A 14,553-nucleotide genomic window follows, 5' to 3' on the forward strand; every position below is an offset into this window, starting at 1 on the left:
ACATGCTAACAGCCCACGCCGCGGCCTTCGCATCAAGTCTTTGTGAAAGCTGTTATTTCGCCGCCGCGGCGAGCAAATCCGCTGCCAACGCCGACGCCGCGACGAGTACGCGACGGAAGCCCGCGGCCCGCGCTACATCCGCCAGCCGCTCACTACTCACCACCGCCGTCGCCGCGCACAATGTCGCCAACGCCTCCGGCGGCAACTGCGCGCGCAGATGCTCCAGCGCCTCCGCACTCGACAACAACACCCGCGCGGACGAAGGCAACGCCATCACACCCGCGACATGTCGCCGCAGCAAACGCGGCGCCACCCGCCGATACACGTGCAACTCCCGCAAGCGCGCGCCGCGCGCAGCCAACTGCTCACGCAACACCCCACGCCCGCCCGGCGCACCGATCAAAGCCACGCGCCGGCCGCGCACATCCGACAGCGCCGGATGCGCAAGCAAGCCCTCACTGTCCTGCCTTTCCTCCGGCGCCAACGCCGCCACCCCAAGCCGCCGCAACGCCCGCGCCGTCCCCTGCCCTACCGCAACCACCACCGCACGCGTTCGCAACGGACGCAGACGCGCCGCAAACCGCACCGCCGCCGGACTGGTAAACACCAACACCTCATCCTTCAGCGCCTCACCCAGCGCGGCACTCGCTACCGAAGGATCATCCACACCACGCAACGACAACCCAGGCAACAACAACGGCACCCCGCCACACACACGCACCTGACGCGCCAGCGACGACGCCGTACCCGCAGGCCGCGTAATCACCACGACACGGCCATGGAGCGAATATGAGGGAAGGGTGTTCCTGGACTGCACGCGTCATCAATGCCATCGCGAAAACCGCGGGCAGTGTAGCCCGTTGGCTGGTGGGGGCTGATCGCGCTAAGTAGCCACGCTATCCCGAGCACCCACACCCCTCCCCAACCCTCCCCTGCAAGCAGGGGAGGGGGCAGAGGCTTTAACTAGGCGATGCGTAAGCGAGCCCGTAATGGGTCCCCTGTGGAGCGGTGAGGGTTGGACGATCAGGCCCGCAGGGGAACCGGCATGGATGCCGGTTCCTTTTCGACACGACAGGGATGTCGTGTCGAAAAGCCCGGCCAACCCTCACGAACCCGTAGGCGAAGCCGGAGGGCGCGTAAGAGGGGTGCCTTTTCTTTTGGTTACTTTTCTTTGTGCAAGCAAAGAAAAGTAACTCGGACCGCGGCAGCGGTTCGAAAGCCCGCCGCAGGCGAGCCAGATCGCAATAACGTGATAACCGAGCGCACCACTACTGGATTCCGGCCTACGCCGGAATGACGAAAGTGGAGGCGCCCCAACTTCTGGCAACAGCCAACCCCAACCTCTACCCCTTAAACTCGCGGGTTCCCCGCCCCGCCCCAAAGACCCCACCACCCCATGAGTACCCCCGCCCAGACCCTCATCCAATTCATCCGCGATGAAATCCCCCTGGCCCACAGCATGGATCTCCAACTCCATAGCCACGACGACAACCACATCGCCATCGCCGCCCCGCTCAAACCCAACATCAACGACAAAGGCTGCGCCTTCGGCGGCAGCCTGGTCAGCCTGATGACCCTGAGCGGCTGGAGCCTGGTGGAACTGGAACTACGCAAGCGCGGTTTCGATTGCGATGTGTTCGTGGCCGAATCCACCGTGCATTACCTGGCCCCAGTGTGGGAGGACCTGCTCAGCGAGGCGCGTCTCGGCCCGCACGCCGACTGGAATGCTTTCTTCCACACCCTGAATGCGCGCGGCCGCGCCCGCATCGAAGTGGCCTGCCAGGTGCCCAGCGAGAATCCGGACAAACCCGCCGCCACCCTGAGCGCGCGTTTCGTGGCAAAGCGCCGCGACTGAAAGCTGCGGCTTGCGGCAGAATGGCCGGGTCTTTCAAGGGGGAACCACCTATGCACCGTCTGTTGACCCTGCTCGCTTTGCTCACCGTCCTGCTGCTGGCCGGCTGCGCCTCCGACCGCCGCAACCAGGCGCTGACCACCACCCTGAACGCCTATGCCAGCACGGTGCGCTGGGGCGACTTCCAGACCGCGCTGCAGTTCGTCGACCCCAAGGTGCGCGAGGAACACCCGCCGACCCCGCTGGAAATGTCGCGCTACACCCAGTTCCGGGTCAGCGGCTATGACGACGGCCAGGGCCCGGCGGCAAGCGGCGAGAACGAGGTGCGCCAGGTCGCCCAGATCGGGCTGGTGAACATCAATACCCAGGCCGAGCGCACCGTGATCGACCGCCAGACCTGGCGCTACGACCCGGAAAAGAACCACTGGTGGCTGACCAGCGGGCTGCCGAAGATCGATACCGAGTAAGCACCCGATTCCGTCCGATTGCGGCCGACCCCCAGTTGGACTACAACCGCGCGGTTGGATCTCGTAGTCAAACGTGTCCAGGTAAGGGGGTCAGCGATGAAAAGGATCAAGCTCGCCGCCGTGGCGGCATGGGTTTTCGTGTTATCGACGGCGGCCATGGCGCAAGACAGCGGAAAGCGGCCGCCCAGCTTCGAAGAGCTGGATGTCCATCACGATGGGTTGCTTACCCGCTCGGAAATACCCAAGGAATTGCACGGCCTGCACGACCATTTCCAGGAATACGACTTCAACCACGATCACCGGATCGACAAGGCCGAGTACACGACCTTCCTGTCCTCGATCAGCAACGGCACTGGCGACTGCACCGCGGAGGAGCGCAAGGGCAGCTCCGAGTGCACTCCCGGGGTGAACAACGTCACCAATATTCACCAGGACCGCGCCCCGCCACCGCAGATGTTCGCCAATCATCAATAAGGCGCAGCGAGCGGGGCCCTTTGGGGCCCCGTTCTGTTTGGCCCCGTCCGCCTGCCGCAGCCCGTATAATCTCCGGTTCTTTATCCACCGCGCGGCCGGCCCGCGCCTGCGGAAGTTTTCGAATGAGCGACGTCCTGCACAAGCTGCCCGAGTTTCTCGGCAACCATCTCGCGCTCGCCGCGCTGTTCCTGGCCTTGCTGCTGGCGATCGTGGTGCTGGAAATCATGCGCCTGTTCCGCAAGTACAAGGAGCTGACCCCGGCCGGCCTCACCTTGCTGATCAACCGCGAGAGCCCGCTGCTGATCGATCTTTCCGCTTATGCGGACTTCGAGAAGGCCCACGTCCCCGGCGCGAAGCATGTGGCGATGAGCCAGTTCGACCCGGAGAACAAGGACCTGGCCAAGGCCAAGGAACTGCCGGTGGTGCTGATCGACAAGGACGGCCGCGGCGCCTCCGACAAGGCCGCGCAGCGTCTGGTCAAAGCGGGTTTCAGCAAGGTCTATACGCTGGGCGGCGGTGTGTTCGCCTGGCAGCAGGCGCAGTTGCCGGTGGCCAAGGGCAACAAGTAAGCCCTGTCGCCACCTGTAGGAGCGCGCCCTGTGCGCTCCTACAGTTCGACGAATCCCGCGCGTCCCGCCAGGATCTGCGCCAGCACATCCGGCGCGTAATCGAACGAATCGTAATAGAGCCGCTCTTCCGGAAGGCCGGCATCGAGGAACAGTTTGCGGCCAGCATCGATCATTGCCGGCGGCCCGCTCATGTAAACGTCGTGACCTGACAGGTCCGGCTGATCCTCCAACACCGCCTCATGCACCAGCCCCATGCGCAAACCGCTTTGCGCAGCCTGTTCGGGATCGGACAGCACCGGATGGAAGCGCACCGCATGCGCTGCGCGCTCCCAACTTGCAGCCAGCTCGCGCAGGTACAGATCGGCTTCGCCGCGCGCCCCCCAATACACCTGCATCGGACGGCGCGTGCCAAGCGCGATGAAGTGCTCGACGATCGCCTTGACCGGCGCAAAGCCGGTACCGCCGGCCATGAACACCATCGGCCGCTCCGAATCCTCACGCGGCACGAAAGTGCCCAGCGGCCCTTCGATACGCAGCGTATCGCCCACCCGCAGCCCGCCGCTCACCCACGAGGTGAAGCCGCCGCCCGCCACATGACGCACGTGCAGTTCGATCATGCCGTCCGTACGCGGACCGCTGGCAATGGAGAAAGGACGGCGCCGGCCCTCGTCCAGCAAGACATCGAGATACTGCCCCGGCAACCAGTTCAGGCTCGCCTCGCCGTCCGCCGGTTGCAGATGCAGACCGACCACGTCAGGCGCCAGCGTACGCTTCTCCGTCACCACCACGTCGAGCCGGCGCTTCGCAAAGTCTTCCACCGACGTCACTTCGCGTGCCTCGATCACCAGGTCGCCGCGCGGCACCGCCTGGCACAACAGCACCGCATGCTGGCCTGGCGAAACGCCGCTCAAGGCCAGCGGCGGATTGCGCGGATAGTCGCAATGACCTTGCAGCAGGATCGCCTTGCAACTGCCGCACACGCCCGCGCGGCAGGAATACGGCAGCGCGATGCCGGCGCGCTGCGCAGCCTCCAGCACGGTTTCGCCAGCATCGACCGGAAACCGGCGGCCGGAGTTTTTCAGGGTTACGGTGAACACAAGCGCATTGTGGCGGCGACTACAGTCGACCGACAATGCGGCCTCTCCTTACGAGTATCAACCATGGCCATCTGGAAACAGGACACCGACCTCGCCCGCCTCAACGGCTGGAGCGCCAATACCATGATGGAGACCCTGGGCATCCGCATCACCGCCGTCGGCGATGACTGGCTGCAAGGCACCATGCCGGTGGACCAGCGCACGCACCAGCCTTATGGCCTGCTGCACGGCGGTGCCTCGGTAGCACTGGCCGAGACACTGGGCAGCAGCGCCGCCATGCTCACGCTCGACCCTGCGCAGGAAGTGGCGGTAGGCCTGGATATCAACGCCAACCATGTGCGCGGCGTGCGTAGCGGCATCGTCACCGGCACAGCACGCATGCTGCATATCGGGCGCACCACACAAGTGTGGGAGATCCGTATCGAGAACGAAGCCGGCGAACTGGTATGCATCTCGCGCATCACCATGGCGGTGATCCCCGCGCGCGTCGTTGGTCTGAAGTGAGCACACTCGCCCCCAGAGAAAAAGCCTCCCGACGTCTGACACTGGAAGATGCGGAGCTACAAAGCACACCGCCAGCTCTACAGGCCATTTCTCTTTGGTTACTTTCTCTTGACTCCGGGCATCCATGCCCTGCGCCCTTCGGGCCAGCTGCGCTGTTCGCACCCGCTCCTGCGGGTGCGTGGGCCAGCAAAGAGAAAGTGACCCGGCTCGCGGCAGCGAGTCGGAAGCCCGCGGCAGGCGAACCAGAGCACGCTGACGCGACAACCGAGCGACAACGCCACTGGATTCCGGCCTTCGCCGGAATGACGAGTAGAAAAGGACATCGGAAGGACCGAACCCTCACCTCGGCCACCTGGGAGAAGAGCGTGGGGACGCACCGATGAGTACCGAAGCCCCCTACGCCGGCCTCACCCCAGACCACGTACTCGACGCCGTCACCGCCTGCGGCCTCTGGCCCGACGGACGCCTGCTCGCACTCAACAGCTATGAAAACCGCGTCTGGCAAGTCGGCCTGGAAGACACGTCCCCAGTGGTGGCGAAGTTCTATCGACCGCGACGCTGGAGCGATGCGGCCATCCTCGAAGAACACGCCTTTGCGCTCGAACTGGCCGCCGCGGAATTGCCGATGGTCGCGCCGCTGGTCTTCGGCGGACGCACCCTGCTGCATCACGATGGCTTTCGCTACGCACTCACACCGCGGCGTGGCGGCCGCGCGCCTTCGCTGGAATCGGCGGAGCAACTCGAATGGCTGGGTCGCTTGATCGCGCGCATGCACTTGATCGGTGCGCGCTCGTCTTTTGCGCATCGCGGTCGCGTGGATCGCGCCACGCTGATCGAACAACCGATGCAGGCGGTGCTCGCGTCGTCCCTGTTGCCGTCGCCGCTACAAGCGCGTTATCGCGTCGCGGCGCAACGCGTGGATGAAGCGGTGGCGCAACGCTTCGAAGCGGTAGGCCCGGTGCGCCAGCTACGCCTGCATGGCGATTGCCATCCGGGCAATGTGCTGTGGACCGACGATGGCCCGCACTTCGTCGACCTCGACGATGCGCGCATGGGTCCCGCGGTGCAGGATCTTTGGATGCTGGCTGGCGATGAGCCAGCCATGGACGCTGTACTCACCGGGTATCAGCAGTTCCGCGAATTCGACTACACCGAGCTTGCGCTGGTCCCTGCGCTACGCGCGATGCGCCAGTTGCATTACGCCGGCTGGATCGCCTCGCGCTGGCATGACCCCGCGTTCCCGGCCGCGTTTCCTTTCGCGGCCGAATCGCGCTGGTGGGAACAGCACGTGGATGACCTGCACGAACTGGCTGATGGATTGGGCGCCGGCTGAGCGACGCCCTTCCTTGGTTTACGAGTAAGGCGGCGGATCGACGCCGAGCACACTCTTCAACACTACGTCGAGCTGATGCGCCGAAACTGGCTGCTCCTCGGCATTGACCGGGAACATGCTGCCCGGGATCGATGCGCCATTGAGCACCACACCCGGACCGCTGCCGAACAAGCCGTGATCCACATTGCCGGCGAGCAGGTTGTTGTGCTTCGCCATGTCGTCCCAGTTCCCGTCGTTGCGATCGGTGCGGTTGAACTTGCTCGCATCGCCACCGACGGTATCCAGCGACGACACCAGCGCACCGGCGAAGGTCTTCTGCTGATCCTGGCCCAGACCGTTGAACCAGCTCATGGTCTGCGCGTCGCTCATGCCGTGCAGTTGCCCGTAACGCAGCAACATGCTTACCGCCGGCGTGTCGTCCTTGCTGTGCCAGGACGAGAGCGCCTTGGATGCGCCTTCGTTGTAGCCCAGCCCCTGCAGGAAGGCTTCGCGGCCGGGCACGGCATGGTCGTTGTCCTTCTTGCTCTGATAAGCCATCAGGCCGACGGTGCCCAGTGCGACCATGGTGATACCGATCGGGCCGGCCCAGCTGCCGGCTTCCGCTGCGCCGCCGAGTGCCGCGCCCAGCATGCCTTCGCCCGAGACCGCGGCATTGCCGGCGGCCCACATGATCGAACCGACACCGGTGGTGGCATACAGCGCGCCTTCGGTGCCATCACCCTTGTTGAAAGCGTCGCCGGCTTTCCACAGATCGATGCCGCCGGAGAGGATGTTGACCCAGTGATCCACCGCGCGCTTGCCGACGGTGCCCCATGCGCTGTCGGAAGGCGCCCAGCCCATGCTGGTGACGAAGCCCGCGGTCTTCTGACTGAAGCCGGCCGCGCTGATCAGCGCCGACATGTCGTTGCGCAGCTCTTCCGTGCCGTTCTTGCCGGTACCCAGCTTGTCCACCGCATTGGCCAGGCTGAGGCCGGCCGCGCCGACACTGAAGGCGCGGAATACATTGCTGATCGGCGTGCCGCTTTCGAAGCCCTTGATCGAGCCCAGCTTGGACTGGGTGTCTTTGACGCCGTCCTGCAGTGCCTTGCTCAAGGCATCCGGCGTCTTGTTGGCATCGGCCAGCGCATTGAAGTCGTTGATGTTGCTTTTGAGCACCTCGGTGGCGGCCTTCAGATCCACCACCTTGCCGTCGCGCATGCCAAGCAGGGTCGCCAATGATTTGTTGTCGCCCAGATCGCTCAGCTCGTTGATCACCCGCGTGCGGCTGGCGACATCGTTGCTCGCGCCCAGTTCGCCGCGCAGCGTGTCCATGCGGCTCTTGACGTAATTGGTGCCGAGTTCCTGCAACAGCTTACGGCCACCCTGGTCGACCACCTTGCCCTGCTGCGCCCACAGATTGATCAGCGATTTGCCCTGCTCGCCTGTCAGCACGGTCGGATCGTTCTGCACGGCGAGCTGGATCGCGGCCTGATTGTTCTGGCTGCCCAGCATCTTGTTGAGCGCATCGCCCACCGTATTGCTGTCACCGGGATGATTGGTCACCCAATCGCCCAGCGCGGACTGTTGCGAGAGCAGCATCTTGCCGTCGGCGGCGAGCTGGTTCTGCGCGTCGGCCACACTCTTTTCCCAGCCCGGCCCTTTGAGCTTCTTGTAGTTGTCGATGGCAGCGTTGAGCTGGTCCGAACTCATCGTCGCACCTTCCTTGGCGATCAGGCTGTTGAGTTCGCCGGTGAGCTTCACGTACGACTCGGTGTCGCTATCCACGCGTTGGTGCGTATCCGTCACGGTCTTGAACAGCGAGGCCATGGTCTGGTCGCACCATGGATTGACCAGGCGGTCCTTGCCGTCGCCGCGCACATGATCCACGAAGGTAAGCGCCAGCGTGGGATCGCCGGACTGGGTGGTCATGTAGGTGAGCATCGACTCCGTGTCCATCGAGCTGGACACGATGCGACGATCAGGCAGCTGTCCTGCCAGGTCGTTCGCCAGCGACTGCGCGGCGGACGGATCCGTCTGGCGCAAGGTGCCCACCACGCTGGAGAGATTGGTGAGGATGTCGGTGGAATGCTTCTGCTCGTTGTCGTAGAGGAACGCGAAGTGGGTGATCTTCTCCAGCTGCGGGCGCGCATCGGCGACCAGGCTGGCGCGCATATCCGGCGACGACATGGCGGACAGCAGTTCAACGTAACGGCCGGAGGACTCCTCCGCCTGCTTGGCGGCCGGCTCGACCTGGCGGCTATCGGTGAACTTCGTGTCTTTGTACGGCTGCGCAGCCCAATCGGCGGCGGCCTGCACGGTCTTGATGTAAGAAGGCTGGCTGGCGGCCAGCGTGCGCACCTGATCAGATGAGGCGTTCTTCAGCGCGGTATCCAGCGCGAGCAGTTTGTCTTTGGGTGAGGTGTAACCGGCGTTGTCGTTATGGGCCAGCAAGGTGTTCGCTTCCTGCTGATCCACCGCTTTCTGGACATCCGCATCGCCGGGATAGCGTCCCGCGATCTCCTTGCGGATTTGCGTGGCGCGCTCACTCTGGGAGGGCAAGGGTTCGCCGAGCTGCTTGCGTTGCTGCGGGGTGAGCGAGCTGTCCGGTTTCTCTTGCAGGCGCGCCTGCACTTCGGCGTCGACGGCCTTGTTCAATTGGTCCTGCAGGCTGGCGCGCGAGTCGGCCAGGTCCATAGCATCCATGCGGTTGCGCGGACGGGTCTGCTCGGCCTCATGGAGATCGGCCAACGCCTTGTCCACCTGTTGCTGGGGTGTCTGGGCTGCCGCCGGCGCCGCTGCGGTGGTGGCGCCGTTGTCCCGTGGCGGGATGGTCAGCACATCACCCGCCATGATCCGCGACGGATCGCCGATGCCTGGATTGGCCTTCTGGATCGCCTCGGGCGTCGTGCCGAAATGAGCGGCGATGCCCTCCAGCGTGTCATTGCGCTGTACGCGGTAGGGTTGCGGCTTGTCCGCCGGGGGCGGGGGCGGCGGCAGCTGAGGAGGAAGGTCGGTAACACCGATCTCGCGCGGAATCGCCATGGTCGCAGCCCTGGATTTTTTGGGGGGGAGACCGCTATTGGACGGCGCGCGCCGGGTGGTGCCTATTGGGGTTATCCCTAGGCTGGCCACCCCAAGGCGTCGGAGCGGGCAGCGCGTCACGCTTTCCTTCTCCGCGGGGTTGCAGGCATGCTTGCCCGAATCACCGTTACAAGGATGGCCAATGAAGCGATCGAGGACCGCCGCATTGCTGCTGATGGGCGCCGTGCCTCTGGCGCTGACCGCCTGCAGCGGCGACGACGAAGCCACCCGCGAGGGCCTGTATACCTCGGTGGATGCCTGTGTCGCGCAGACCCAGGACCGTGTCACCTGCGAGGAAGCTTCCAACAAGGCCAAGCAGGAGGCGGCCGAGAAGGGCCCCCATTACGCCACGCGCGAAGAGTGCGCCGCCGGCGGTTACGACTGGGATCGCTGCGAGGAACGCCGCGACAGCAGCGGGCATTCCTTCTTCGGGCCGATGATGACCGGCTTCTTCCTGTCGCAGATGATGCGCAACGGCTCACCGATGGCCGGCTTCACCGGCGGCCCGGCCTTCCGCGACGCCAACGGACAGTGGAAGCGGCCGGACCCAGGCGGCAGTGGTGGCGGTTATGCCGGTGGCGGCGTGTATCGCAGCGGCGGCTCGCCCGCGATGGTGCCGGTCACCGCGGCACCGGATCGCGCCGTGACGGTCAGCCGCGGCGGTTTCGGCGGCGTGCGCGGCGGCAGCTGATGCGGCGTATCGCGATCGCCGAACGCCCGGACTGGCGTGAACGGGCCGCCGAATGCGGCTTCAACTTCCACACTATCGACGGCTCGCCCTATTGGGATGAGTCGGCGTACTACGCCTTCACCTTGCGCGAGATCGAGGAAGATATCGAAGCGCCGACGGAAGAGCTGCACACGATGGCGCTAGATCTGGTCGACGAGATCGTTGGCAGCGAACAGCGCATGCGCCAACTCGCGATTCCGGAGCCGTACTGGGACTGGATCGCGCGCAGCTGGCGCGAGCGCCAGCCGCATCTCTACGGTCGCATGGACTTTGCCTATGACGGCAGCGGTCCCGCCAAGCTCTACGAATTGAATTACGACACACCGACGTCGCTGTTCGAGGCCGCGTTTTTCCAGTGGCAATGGCTGGAAGACCAGCTCACGCGCAGCCGCCTGCCGGCCGCGGCCGATCAGTTCAATTCGATCTACGAATCGCTGGTGGAAGCCTTCGGCACCATCGCGCGGCATACCGCGCGCCCCTTCCTGTTTGCGGCCGTGGGCGACTCCACCGAAGACCAGGGCACCATCGCCTACCTGCGCGATTGCGCCTTGCAGGCAGGTATCGAATGCGACGCGATGGCGATCGAAGACATCGGCATCAGCGCGGACGGTCGCTTCACCGATATGGAAGATCGCGTGATCGGCTGCCTATTCAAGCTGTATCCGCTGGAAGACATGTTCCGCGAAAGCTTCGGCCGCCACTTGCCGGGCTCGCGCCTGCAATTGATCGAGCCGCCGTGGAAAGCCGTGCTGAGCAACAAGGGCATCCTGCCCTTGCTGTGGGAGAAACATAGCGGCCATCCCAACCTGCTGCCCGCCGCGTTCGACGATGGCGGCGAGTTGCCGCGCGGCTGGGTGCGCAAGCCGATCCATTCGCGCGAAGGCGCCAATATCGCCATGCATTTGCCCAACGGCGAACGGCTGACCACGGACGGCCCGTATCGCGACCGCCCGTGCATCCGGCAGGCCTATCACCCGCTGGCTTCATTCGACGGCCGGCATGCGCTGCTGGGCAGTTGGGTCGTCGGCGACCGCGCCTGTGGCATGGGCATCCGCGAAGACCGCTCGCTGGTCACCCAGGACACCGCGCATTTCGTGCCGCACGCCATCGTGGAAGAGCCGCGCAGCGTGCTGATGGCTTAAGGCCTCGAGGAACATCTGTAGGAGCCCACCCTGTGGGCGAAAGCTCTGCACCAGCAGGGCCGGTTTTGCTGGCGACGAAGGAAAAGCGCGGCCCTCCCGGGGCCGTTTCACTCAGGCCATCCATGGCCTTTGCCCTTCGGGCTGCTTCGCCGTGTAAACCGGCAGTCCTGCCGGTTTGTCGCGCACAGGGTGCGCTCCTACATCGTCGCTGAAGCCTGGTATGGCGTCGCCATTTCGCAGGGTCTGCGCTCGGCTAAGCTTGCTTCTTTTGAACGGGTTTCCGCGTGCGCAATTTTCTGTTCCGCCTGATCGGCATCCTCGAAATCGCCGGCGGCTTCTACGGTGCCGTGACCATGCTGCACCGCCTGCTGCCGCTGGGCTCCACCCACGACGCGATCCTGGCGCTGATCGGCCTGCTGTTCTACGGCTTCGTGCTGGTCGCCGGCGTGGCGCTGATGGAAGGCAGCGAACGCGGCGTCACCCTGTCGCGCGTCGCGCAGCTGATGCAGCTGCCGCTGATCGCCACGCCGGTGCTGAGCTATGCACTGCACTGCGGCGCTTTCGTGAACGTGTTCGCCACCTTGCAGATGGCGCCGCGCCTGGGCCTGGACTGGCACGTGGGCTCACAAGGCTTCACGCTGGCTGTGGCCGGCCCCTCGGTATCGCGCCTGGGCATCAATCTGCTGGCCCTGCTGTCCTGGCTGGCGCTGCGGCTGCGATAAGCGCTCATCTCCCTCCCCTGCGTGTCCCACAGGGACTACTTCGGTCGCAGCAGGGGAGGGCTGGGGTGGGGTCAAGCCCAGCAAGCACGCAACGGTGTCGCAAGGGCATACCCCCTCCCAACCTCCCCCTGCTTGCAGGGGGAGGAGTTAGGCAACCAGCTATTATGGGCGGATGAATAGTCCCGCTCCTGCCCTCCCCGTCATTCGCCTCAAATCCGACCGCATGCCCGGCCATCCCTGGGTGTGGTCCGCGCAGGTGCATAAGCCCGAAACCCGCCTGCCGCCTGGCAGCGTGGTGGATGTGGTGGATGCCAAGGACCGTTTCGTCGGCCGCGGCTTCTGGAACGGCCATGCGCGCATCGCGCTGCGGCTGCTGACCAACGATCCCGCCGAGCCGATCGACGCGGACTGGATCGCCTCCCACATCGCCCGCGCCGTGGAGCTGCGCCGCGAGTTGCTGCAACTGGACGACACCAGCGACGCCTGGCGCGTGGTGCACAGCGAAGGCGACGGCCTTTCCGGCCTGATCGTGGACCGCTACGCCGACATTCTGGTGATCGAATACTTCGCCGCCGGCATGTGGAAATTCCGCGAGGCGATCCACGCCGCCCTGCTCACGCATTTCCCCGGCGCGCGCCTTTACTGGTTCGCCGAAAGCCACGTGCAGAAGCAGGAATCCTTCGACTGCCGCGCCGCGGAAGCGCCCGCCGCGGTAGAGGTTCACGAACACGGCCTGCGCTTCCATGCCGCGCCTGGTTCGGGCCACAAGACCGGCTTCTTCGCCGACCAGCGCGACAACCGTCGTCGCTTCGCCGAACTGGCGCGCGGCCGCCGCGTGCTCGACCTGTGCTGCAACGCCGGCGGCTTCGCCGTGCATGCGCTGGCCGGCGGTGCGAAAGAGGCCACGGGCGTGGACATGGATGCGGGCATCCTGGAAGTGGCCCGCGCCAACGCGGATGCCAATCAGCTCAACGCAACATTCGAACAAGCCGACATCTTCGACTGGCTGCGCGGCGCCGTGGCACGCGGTGAACAATACGACGCCGTGGTGCTCGACCCGGCCAAGCTCACCCGCGACCGCAGCAAGGTCATCGACGCGCTGAAGAAATACTTCGCCATGAATCGCCTGGCGCTGGACGTGATCCCGCCCGGCGGCCTGCTGCTGACGTGCTCATGCACCGGCCTGGTCAGCGAGGAGGATTTCCTGGAAATGCTTCGCCGCGTGGCACTCAATGCCGGGCGTGAGATCCAGGTGCTGGAAGTGCGCGGCGCGGGTGCTGACCATCCGGTGCGCAGTGATGTGCCGGAAGGGCGCTATCTGAAGGCAGTGTTCTGCCGGGTGATGTAACTATCGCGATGTAGTACTCCTGAAGGAGAACGGGTCATGGTCGATGTCGTCGAATCCATCCGCAGCTACAACACCGGCCGCGAGCCCGAACGCCTGCAGCGCAAGTACGCGGCCATGCGGCGCGACCCCTTCACTTTTCTGCGCGGCACCTGCCATCTGTTCTATGCGCAACTGCCCGCCTCCAAAGTGCTGAGCAAGGCGCCGCCGACCTGGGTCTGCGGCGACCTGCATCTGGAGAACTTCGGCAGCTACAAGGGCGACAATCGTCTGGTCTATTTCGACCTCAACGATTTCGACGAAGCCGCCCTGGCGCCCTGCACCTGGGAGCTGGTGCGGCTGCTGACCAGCGTGCAGATCGGCGCCGACAGCCTGAAGCTGAAACCTGCGCAAGCCCAAGCCTTGTGCCGCATCTTCCTGGATGCATACCGGGCCGCCCTCTGCAGCGGCAAGGCGCGCTGGATCGAACGCGACATCGCCGAGGGCATGGTGGGAGATCTGTTGCACGGCCTGCGCGGCCGCCTGCGCCCGCATTTCCTGGACAGTCGCACCGAACGCAAAGGCAAGCGACGCGCACTGCGCACCGACGGCGAAAAAGGACTGCCTGTCACCCGCAAGCAACGCGACCAGATCGCTGCCCTGATTGAAGAGATCGCCGCGCACGAGGCCAACCCAGCGTTCTACAAGGTTCTTGATGTGGCACGCCGGATCGCCGGCACGGGCAGCCTTGGCATTGACCGCTATGTGATCCTGGTCGAGGGCAAGGGCTCGCCCGACGGCAATTACCTGCTGGACCTGAAAGAAGCATTACCTTCGTCGCTGTCGCCGCACCTCAAGATCGCCCAACCGAAATGGCGCAGCGAAGCCGAACGCGTGGTAGCTGTGCAGCGGCGCATGCAGGCCATATCGCCCGCGTTCCTGAGGCCCGTGAACATGGGCCGCAAATCGTATGTGCTGCGTGGCCTGCAACCCACGCAGGATCGTGTCGCACTCAGCGAATGGAACGGCAAGCTGGAACGGCTTGAGGGCGTGCTTCAGGCCATGGGCCAACTCGTCGCATCGACGCATCTGCGCAGCAGCGGCCGCGACGGCTCGGCGACCGCGGACGAGCTGATCGCTTTCGGTGGAAAACGCCGCTGGCCTGCGCAACTACAAGAGCTGGCCAACGACTGCACCAAGCAGGTGCGGCGCGACTGGAAGGTCTTCGCCAAGGCCTACGATCAGAGCGCGTTTGCCGACTGATCGGTCCTGACATGCG

Annotated in this window: 14 protein-coding genes; 11 read left to right on the top strand and 3 right to left on the bottom strand. The window is 65.0% G+C overall.

Annotation, left to right across the window (positions count from 1 at the left end; translation table 11 throughout):
* Nucleotides 1–52 precede the first annotated feature (52 nt).
* On the bottom strand, nt 53–817 hold the full coding sequence (locus tag ISS97_RS08090) for a uroporphyrinogen-III synthase (protein ID WP_379985350.1): 765 nt from the start codon (nt 815–817) through the stop codon (nt 53–55).
* Between the two features lie 579 nt (nt 818–1,396).
* Here ISS97_RS08090 and ISS97_RS08095 point away from each other — a divergent pair.
* The 4 genes from ISS97_RS08095 (at nt 1,397) to ISS97_RS08110 (ending at nt 3,362) form a co-directional block, all read left to right on the top strand.
* The gene (locus ISS97_RS08095) at nt 1,397–1,855 is read left to right on the top strand and encodes a YiiD C-terminal domain-containing protein (protein WP_379985349.1); all 459 of its coding nucleotides are present in this window, start codon (nt 1,397–1,399) and stop codon (nt 1,853–1,855) included.
* Nucleotides 1,856–1,905: 50 nt separating this feature from the next.
* A complete protein-coding gene (locus tag ISS97_RS08100) occupies nt 1,906–2,319 on the top strand; it encodes a hypothetical protein (RefSeq protein WP_379985348.1) in 414 nt (137 codons plus the stop codon).
* Nucleotides 2,320–2,415: 96 nt separating this feature from the next.
* Entirely contained in the window at nt 2,416–2,793 is a 378-nt protein-coding gene (locus tag ISS97_RS08105; RefSeq protein WP_379985347.1) for an EF-hand domain-containing protein, read from the top strand.
* Between the two features lie 122 nt (nt 2,794–2,915).
* Complete coding sequence (locus tag ISS97_RS08110; protein ID WP_379985346.1) at nt 2,916–3,362, top strand: rhodanese-like domain-containing protein; 447 nt, start codon at nt 2,916–2,918, stop codon at nt 3,360–3,362.
* A 38-nt stretch (nt 3,363–3,400) separates the two neighbouring features.
* Here ISS97_RS08110 and ISS97_RS08115 read toward each other — a convergent pair whose 3' ends face one another.
* A complete protein-coding gene (locus tag ISS97_RS08115; RefSeq protein ID WP_379985345.1) occupies nt 3,401–4,459 on the bottom strand; it encodes a 2Fe-2S iron-sulfur cluster-binding protein in 1,059 nt (352 codons plus the stop codon).
* A gap of 63 nt (nt 4,460–4,522) precedes the next feature.
* On the opposite strand from ISS97_RS08115, the gene ISS97_RS08120 reads away from it, so the two are divergent.
* Together ISS97_RS08120 and ISS97_RS08125 are read left to right on the top strand one after the other, a co-directional pair.
* A complete protein-coding gene (locus ISS97_RS08120; RefSeq protein ID WP_379985344.1) occupies nt 4,523–4,963 on the top strand; it encodes a hotdog fold thioesterase in 441 nt (146 codons plus the stop codon).
* Nucleotides 4,964–5,342: 379 nt separating this feature from the next.
* Nucleotides 5,343–6,296: a serine/threonine protein kinase gene (locus ISS97_RS08125; protein WP_379985343.1), complete on the top strand. Its 954-nt coding sequence runs from the start codon at nt 5,343–5,345 to the stop codon at nt 6,294–6,296.
* An 18-nt stretch (nt 6,297–6,314) separates the two neighbouring features.
* Here the strand turns inward: ISS97_RS08125 and ISS97_RS08130 are convergent, their stop codons facing one another.
* A complete protein-coding gene (locus ISS97_RS08130; RefSeq protein ID WP_379985342.1) occupies nt 6,315–9,317 on the bottom strand; it encodes a LysM peptidoglycan-binding domain-containing protein in 3,003 nt (1,000 codons plus the stop codon).
* 181 nt (nt 9,318–9,498) lie between these two features.
* Here ISS97_RS08130 and ISS97_RS08135 point away from each other — a divergent pair, with 181 nt between their 5' ends.
* The 5 genes from ISS97_RS08135 (at nt 9,499) to ISS97_RS08155 (ending at nt 14,537) form a co-directional block, all read left to right on the top strand.
* A complete protein-coding gene (locus tag ISS97_RS08135) occupies nt 9,499–10,047 on the top strand; it encodes a DUF1190 domain-containing protein (RefSeq protein WP_379985340.1) in 549 nt (182 codons plus the stop codon).
* A complete protein-coding gene (locus ISS97_RS08140; RefSeq protein ID WP_379985339.1) occupies nt 10,047–11,228 on the top strand; it encodes a glutathionylspermidine synthase family protein in 1,182 nt (393 codons plus the stop codon). The genes ISS97_RS08135 and ISS97_RS08140 overlap by 1 nt, the downstream gene beginning before the upstream one ends.
* A 284-nt stretch (nt 11,229–11,512) precedes the next feature.
* Nucleotides 11,513–11,950, top strand: coding sequence for a hypothetical protein (locus ISS97_RS08145; RefSeq protein ID WP_379985337.1), 438 nt, complete (start codon nt 11,513–11,515; stop codon nt 11,948–11,950).
* Nucleotides 11,951–12,122: 172 nt separating this feature from the next.
* Nucleotides 12,123–13,298 (top strand): class I SAM-dependent rRNA methyltransferase, encoded by a 1,176-nt coding sequence (locus ISS97_RS08150; RefSeq protein ID WP_379985336.1) that lies wholly within the window; start codon nt 12,123–12,125, stop codon nt 13,296–13,298.
* Between the two features lie 36 nt (nt 13,299–13,334).
* Nucleotides 13,335–14,537 carry a DUF2252 domain-containing protein gene (locus ISS97_RS08155; protein WP_379985335.1) on the top strand — a complete coding sequence of 401 codons (1,203 nt, stop codon included), beginning with the start codon at nt 13,335–13,337 and terminating at the stop codon, nt 14,535–14,537.
* The last annotated feature ends 16 nt before the right edge of the window (nt 14,538–14,553 follow it).

This window comes from Dyella koreensis (assembly GCF_044904565.1).
GTDB lineage: Bacteria > Pseudomonadota > Gammaproteobacteria > Xanthomonadales > Rhodanobacteraceae > Dyella_D > Dyella_D koreensis.

Coding starts and splice junctions, on each gene's coding strand:
- ISS97_RS08095 (WP_379985349.1), top strand. CDS start 1,397: ATGAGTACCCCCGCCCAGACCCTCATCCAATTCATCCGCGATGAAATC.
- ISS97_RS08100 (WP_379985348.1), top strand. CDS start 1,906: ATGCACCGTCTGTTGACCCTGCTCGCTTTGCTCACCGTCCTGCTGCTG.
- ISS97_RS08105 (WP_379985347.1), top strand. CDS start 2,416: ATGAAAAGGATCAAGCTCGCCGCCGTGGCGGCATGGGTTTTCGTGTTA.
- ISS97_RS08110 (WP_379985346.1), top strand. CDS start 2,916: ATGAGCGACGTCCTGCACAAGCTGCCCGAGTTTCTCGGCAACCATCTC.
- ISS97_RS08120 (WP_379985344.1), top strand. CDS start 4,523: ATGGCCATCTGGAAACAGGACACCGACCTCGCCCGCCTCAACGGCTGG.
- ISS97_RS08125 (WP_379985343.1), top strand. CDS start 5,343: ATGAGTACCGAAGCCCCCTACGCCGGCCTCACCCCAGACCACGTACTC.
- ISS97_RS08130 (WP_379985342.1), bottom strand. CDS start 9,317: ATGGCGATTCCGCGCGAGATCGGTGTTACCGACCTTCCTCCTCAGCTG.
- ISS97_RS08135 (WP_379985340.1), top strand. CDS start 9,499: ATGAAGCGATCGAGGACCGCCGCATTGCTGCTGATGGGCGCCGTGCCT.
- ISS97_RS08140 (WP_379985339.1), top strand. CDS start 10,047: ATGCGGCGTATCGCGATCGCCGAACGCCCGGACTGGCGTGAACGGGCC.
- ISS97_RS08150 (WP_379985336.1), top strand. CDS start 12,123: ATGAATAGTCCCGCTCCTGCCCTCCCCGTCATTCGCCTCAAATCCGAC.
- ISS97_RS08155 (WP_379985335.1), top strand. CDS start 13,335: ATGGTCGATGTCGTCGAATCCATCCGCAGCTACAACACCGGCCGCGAG.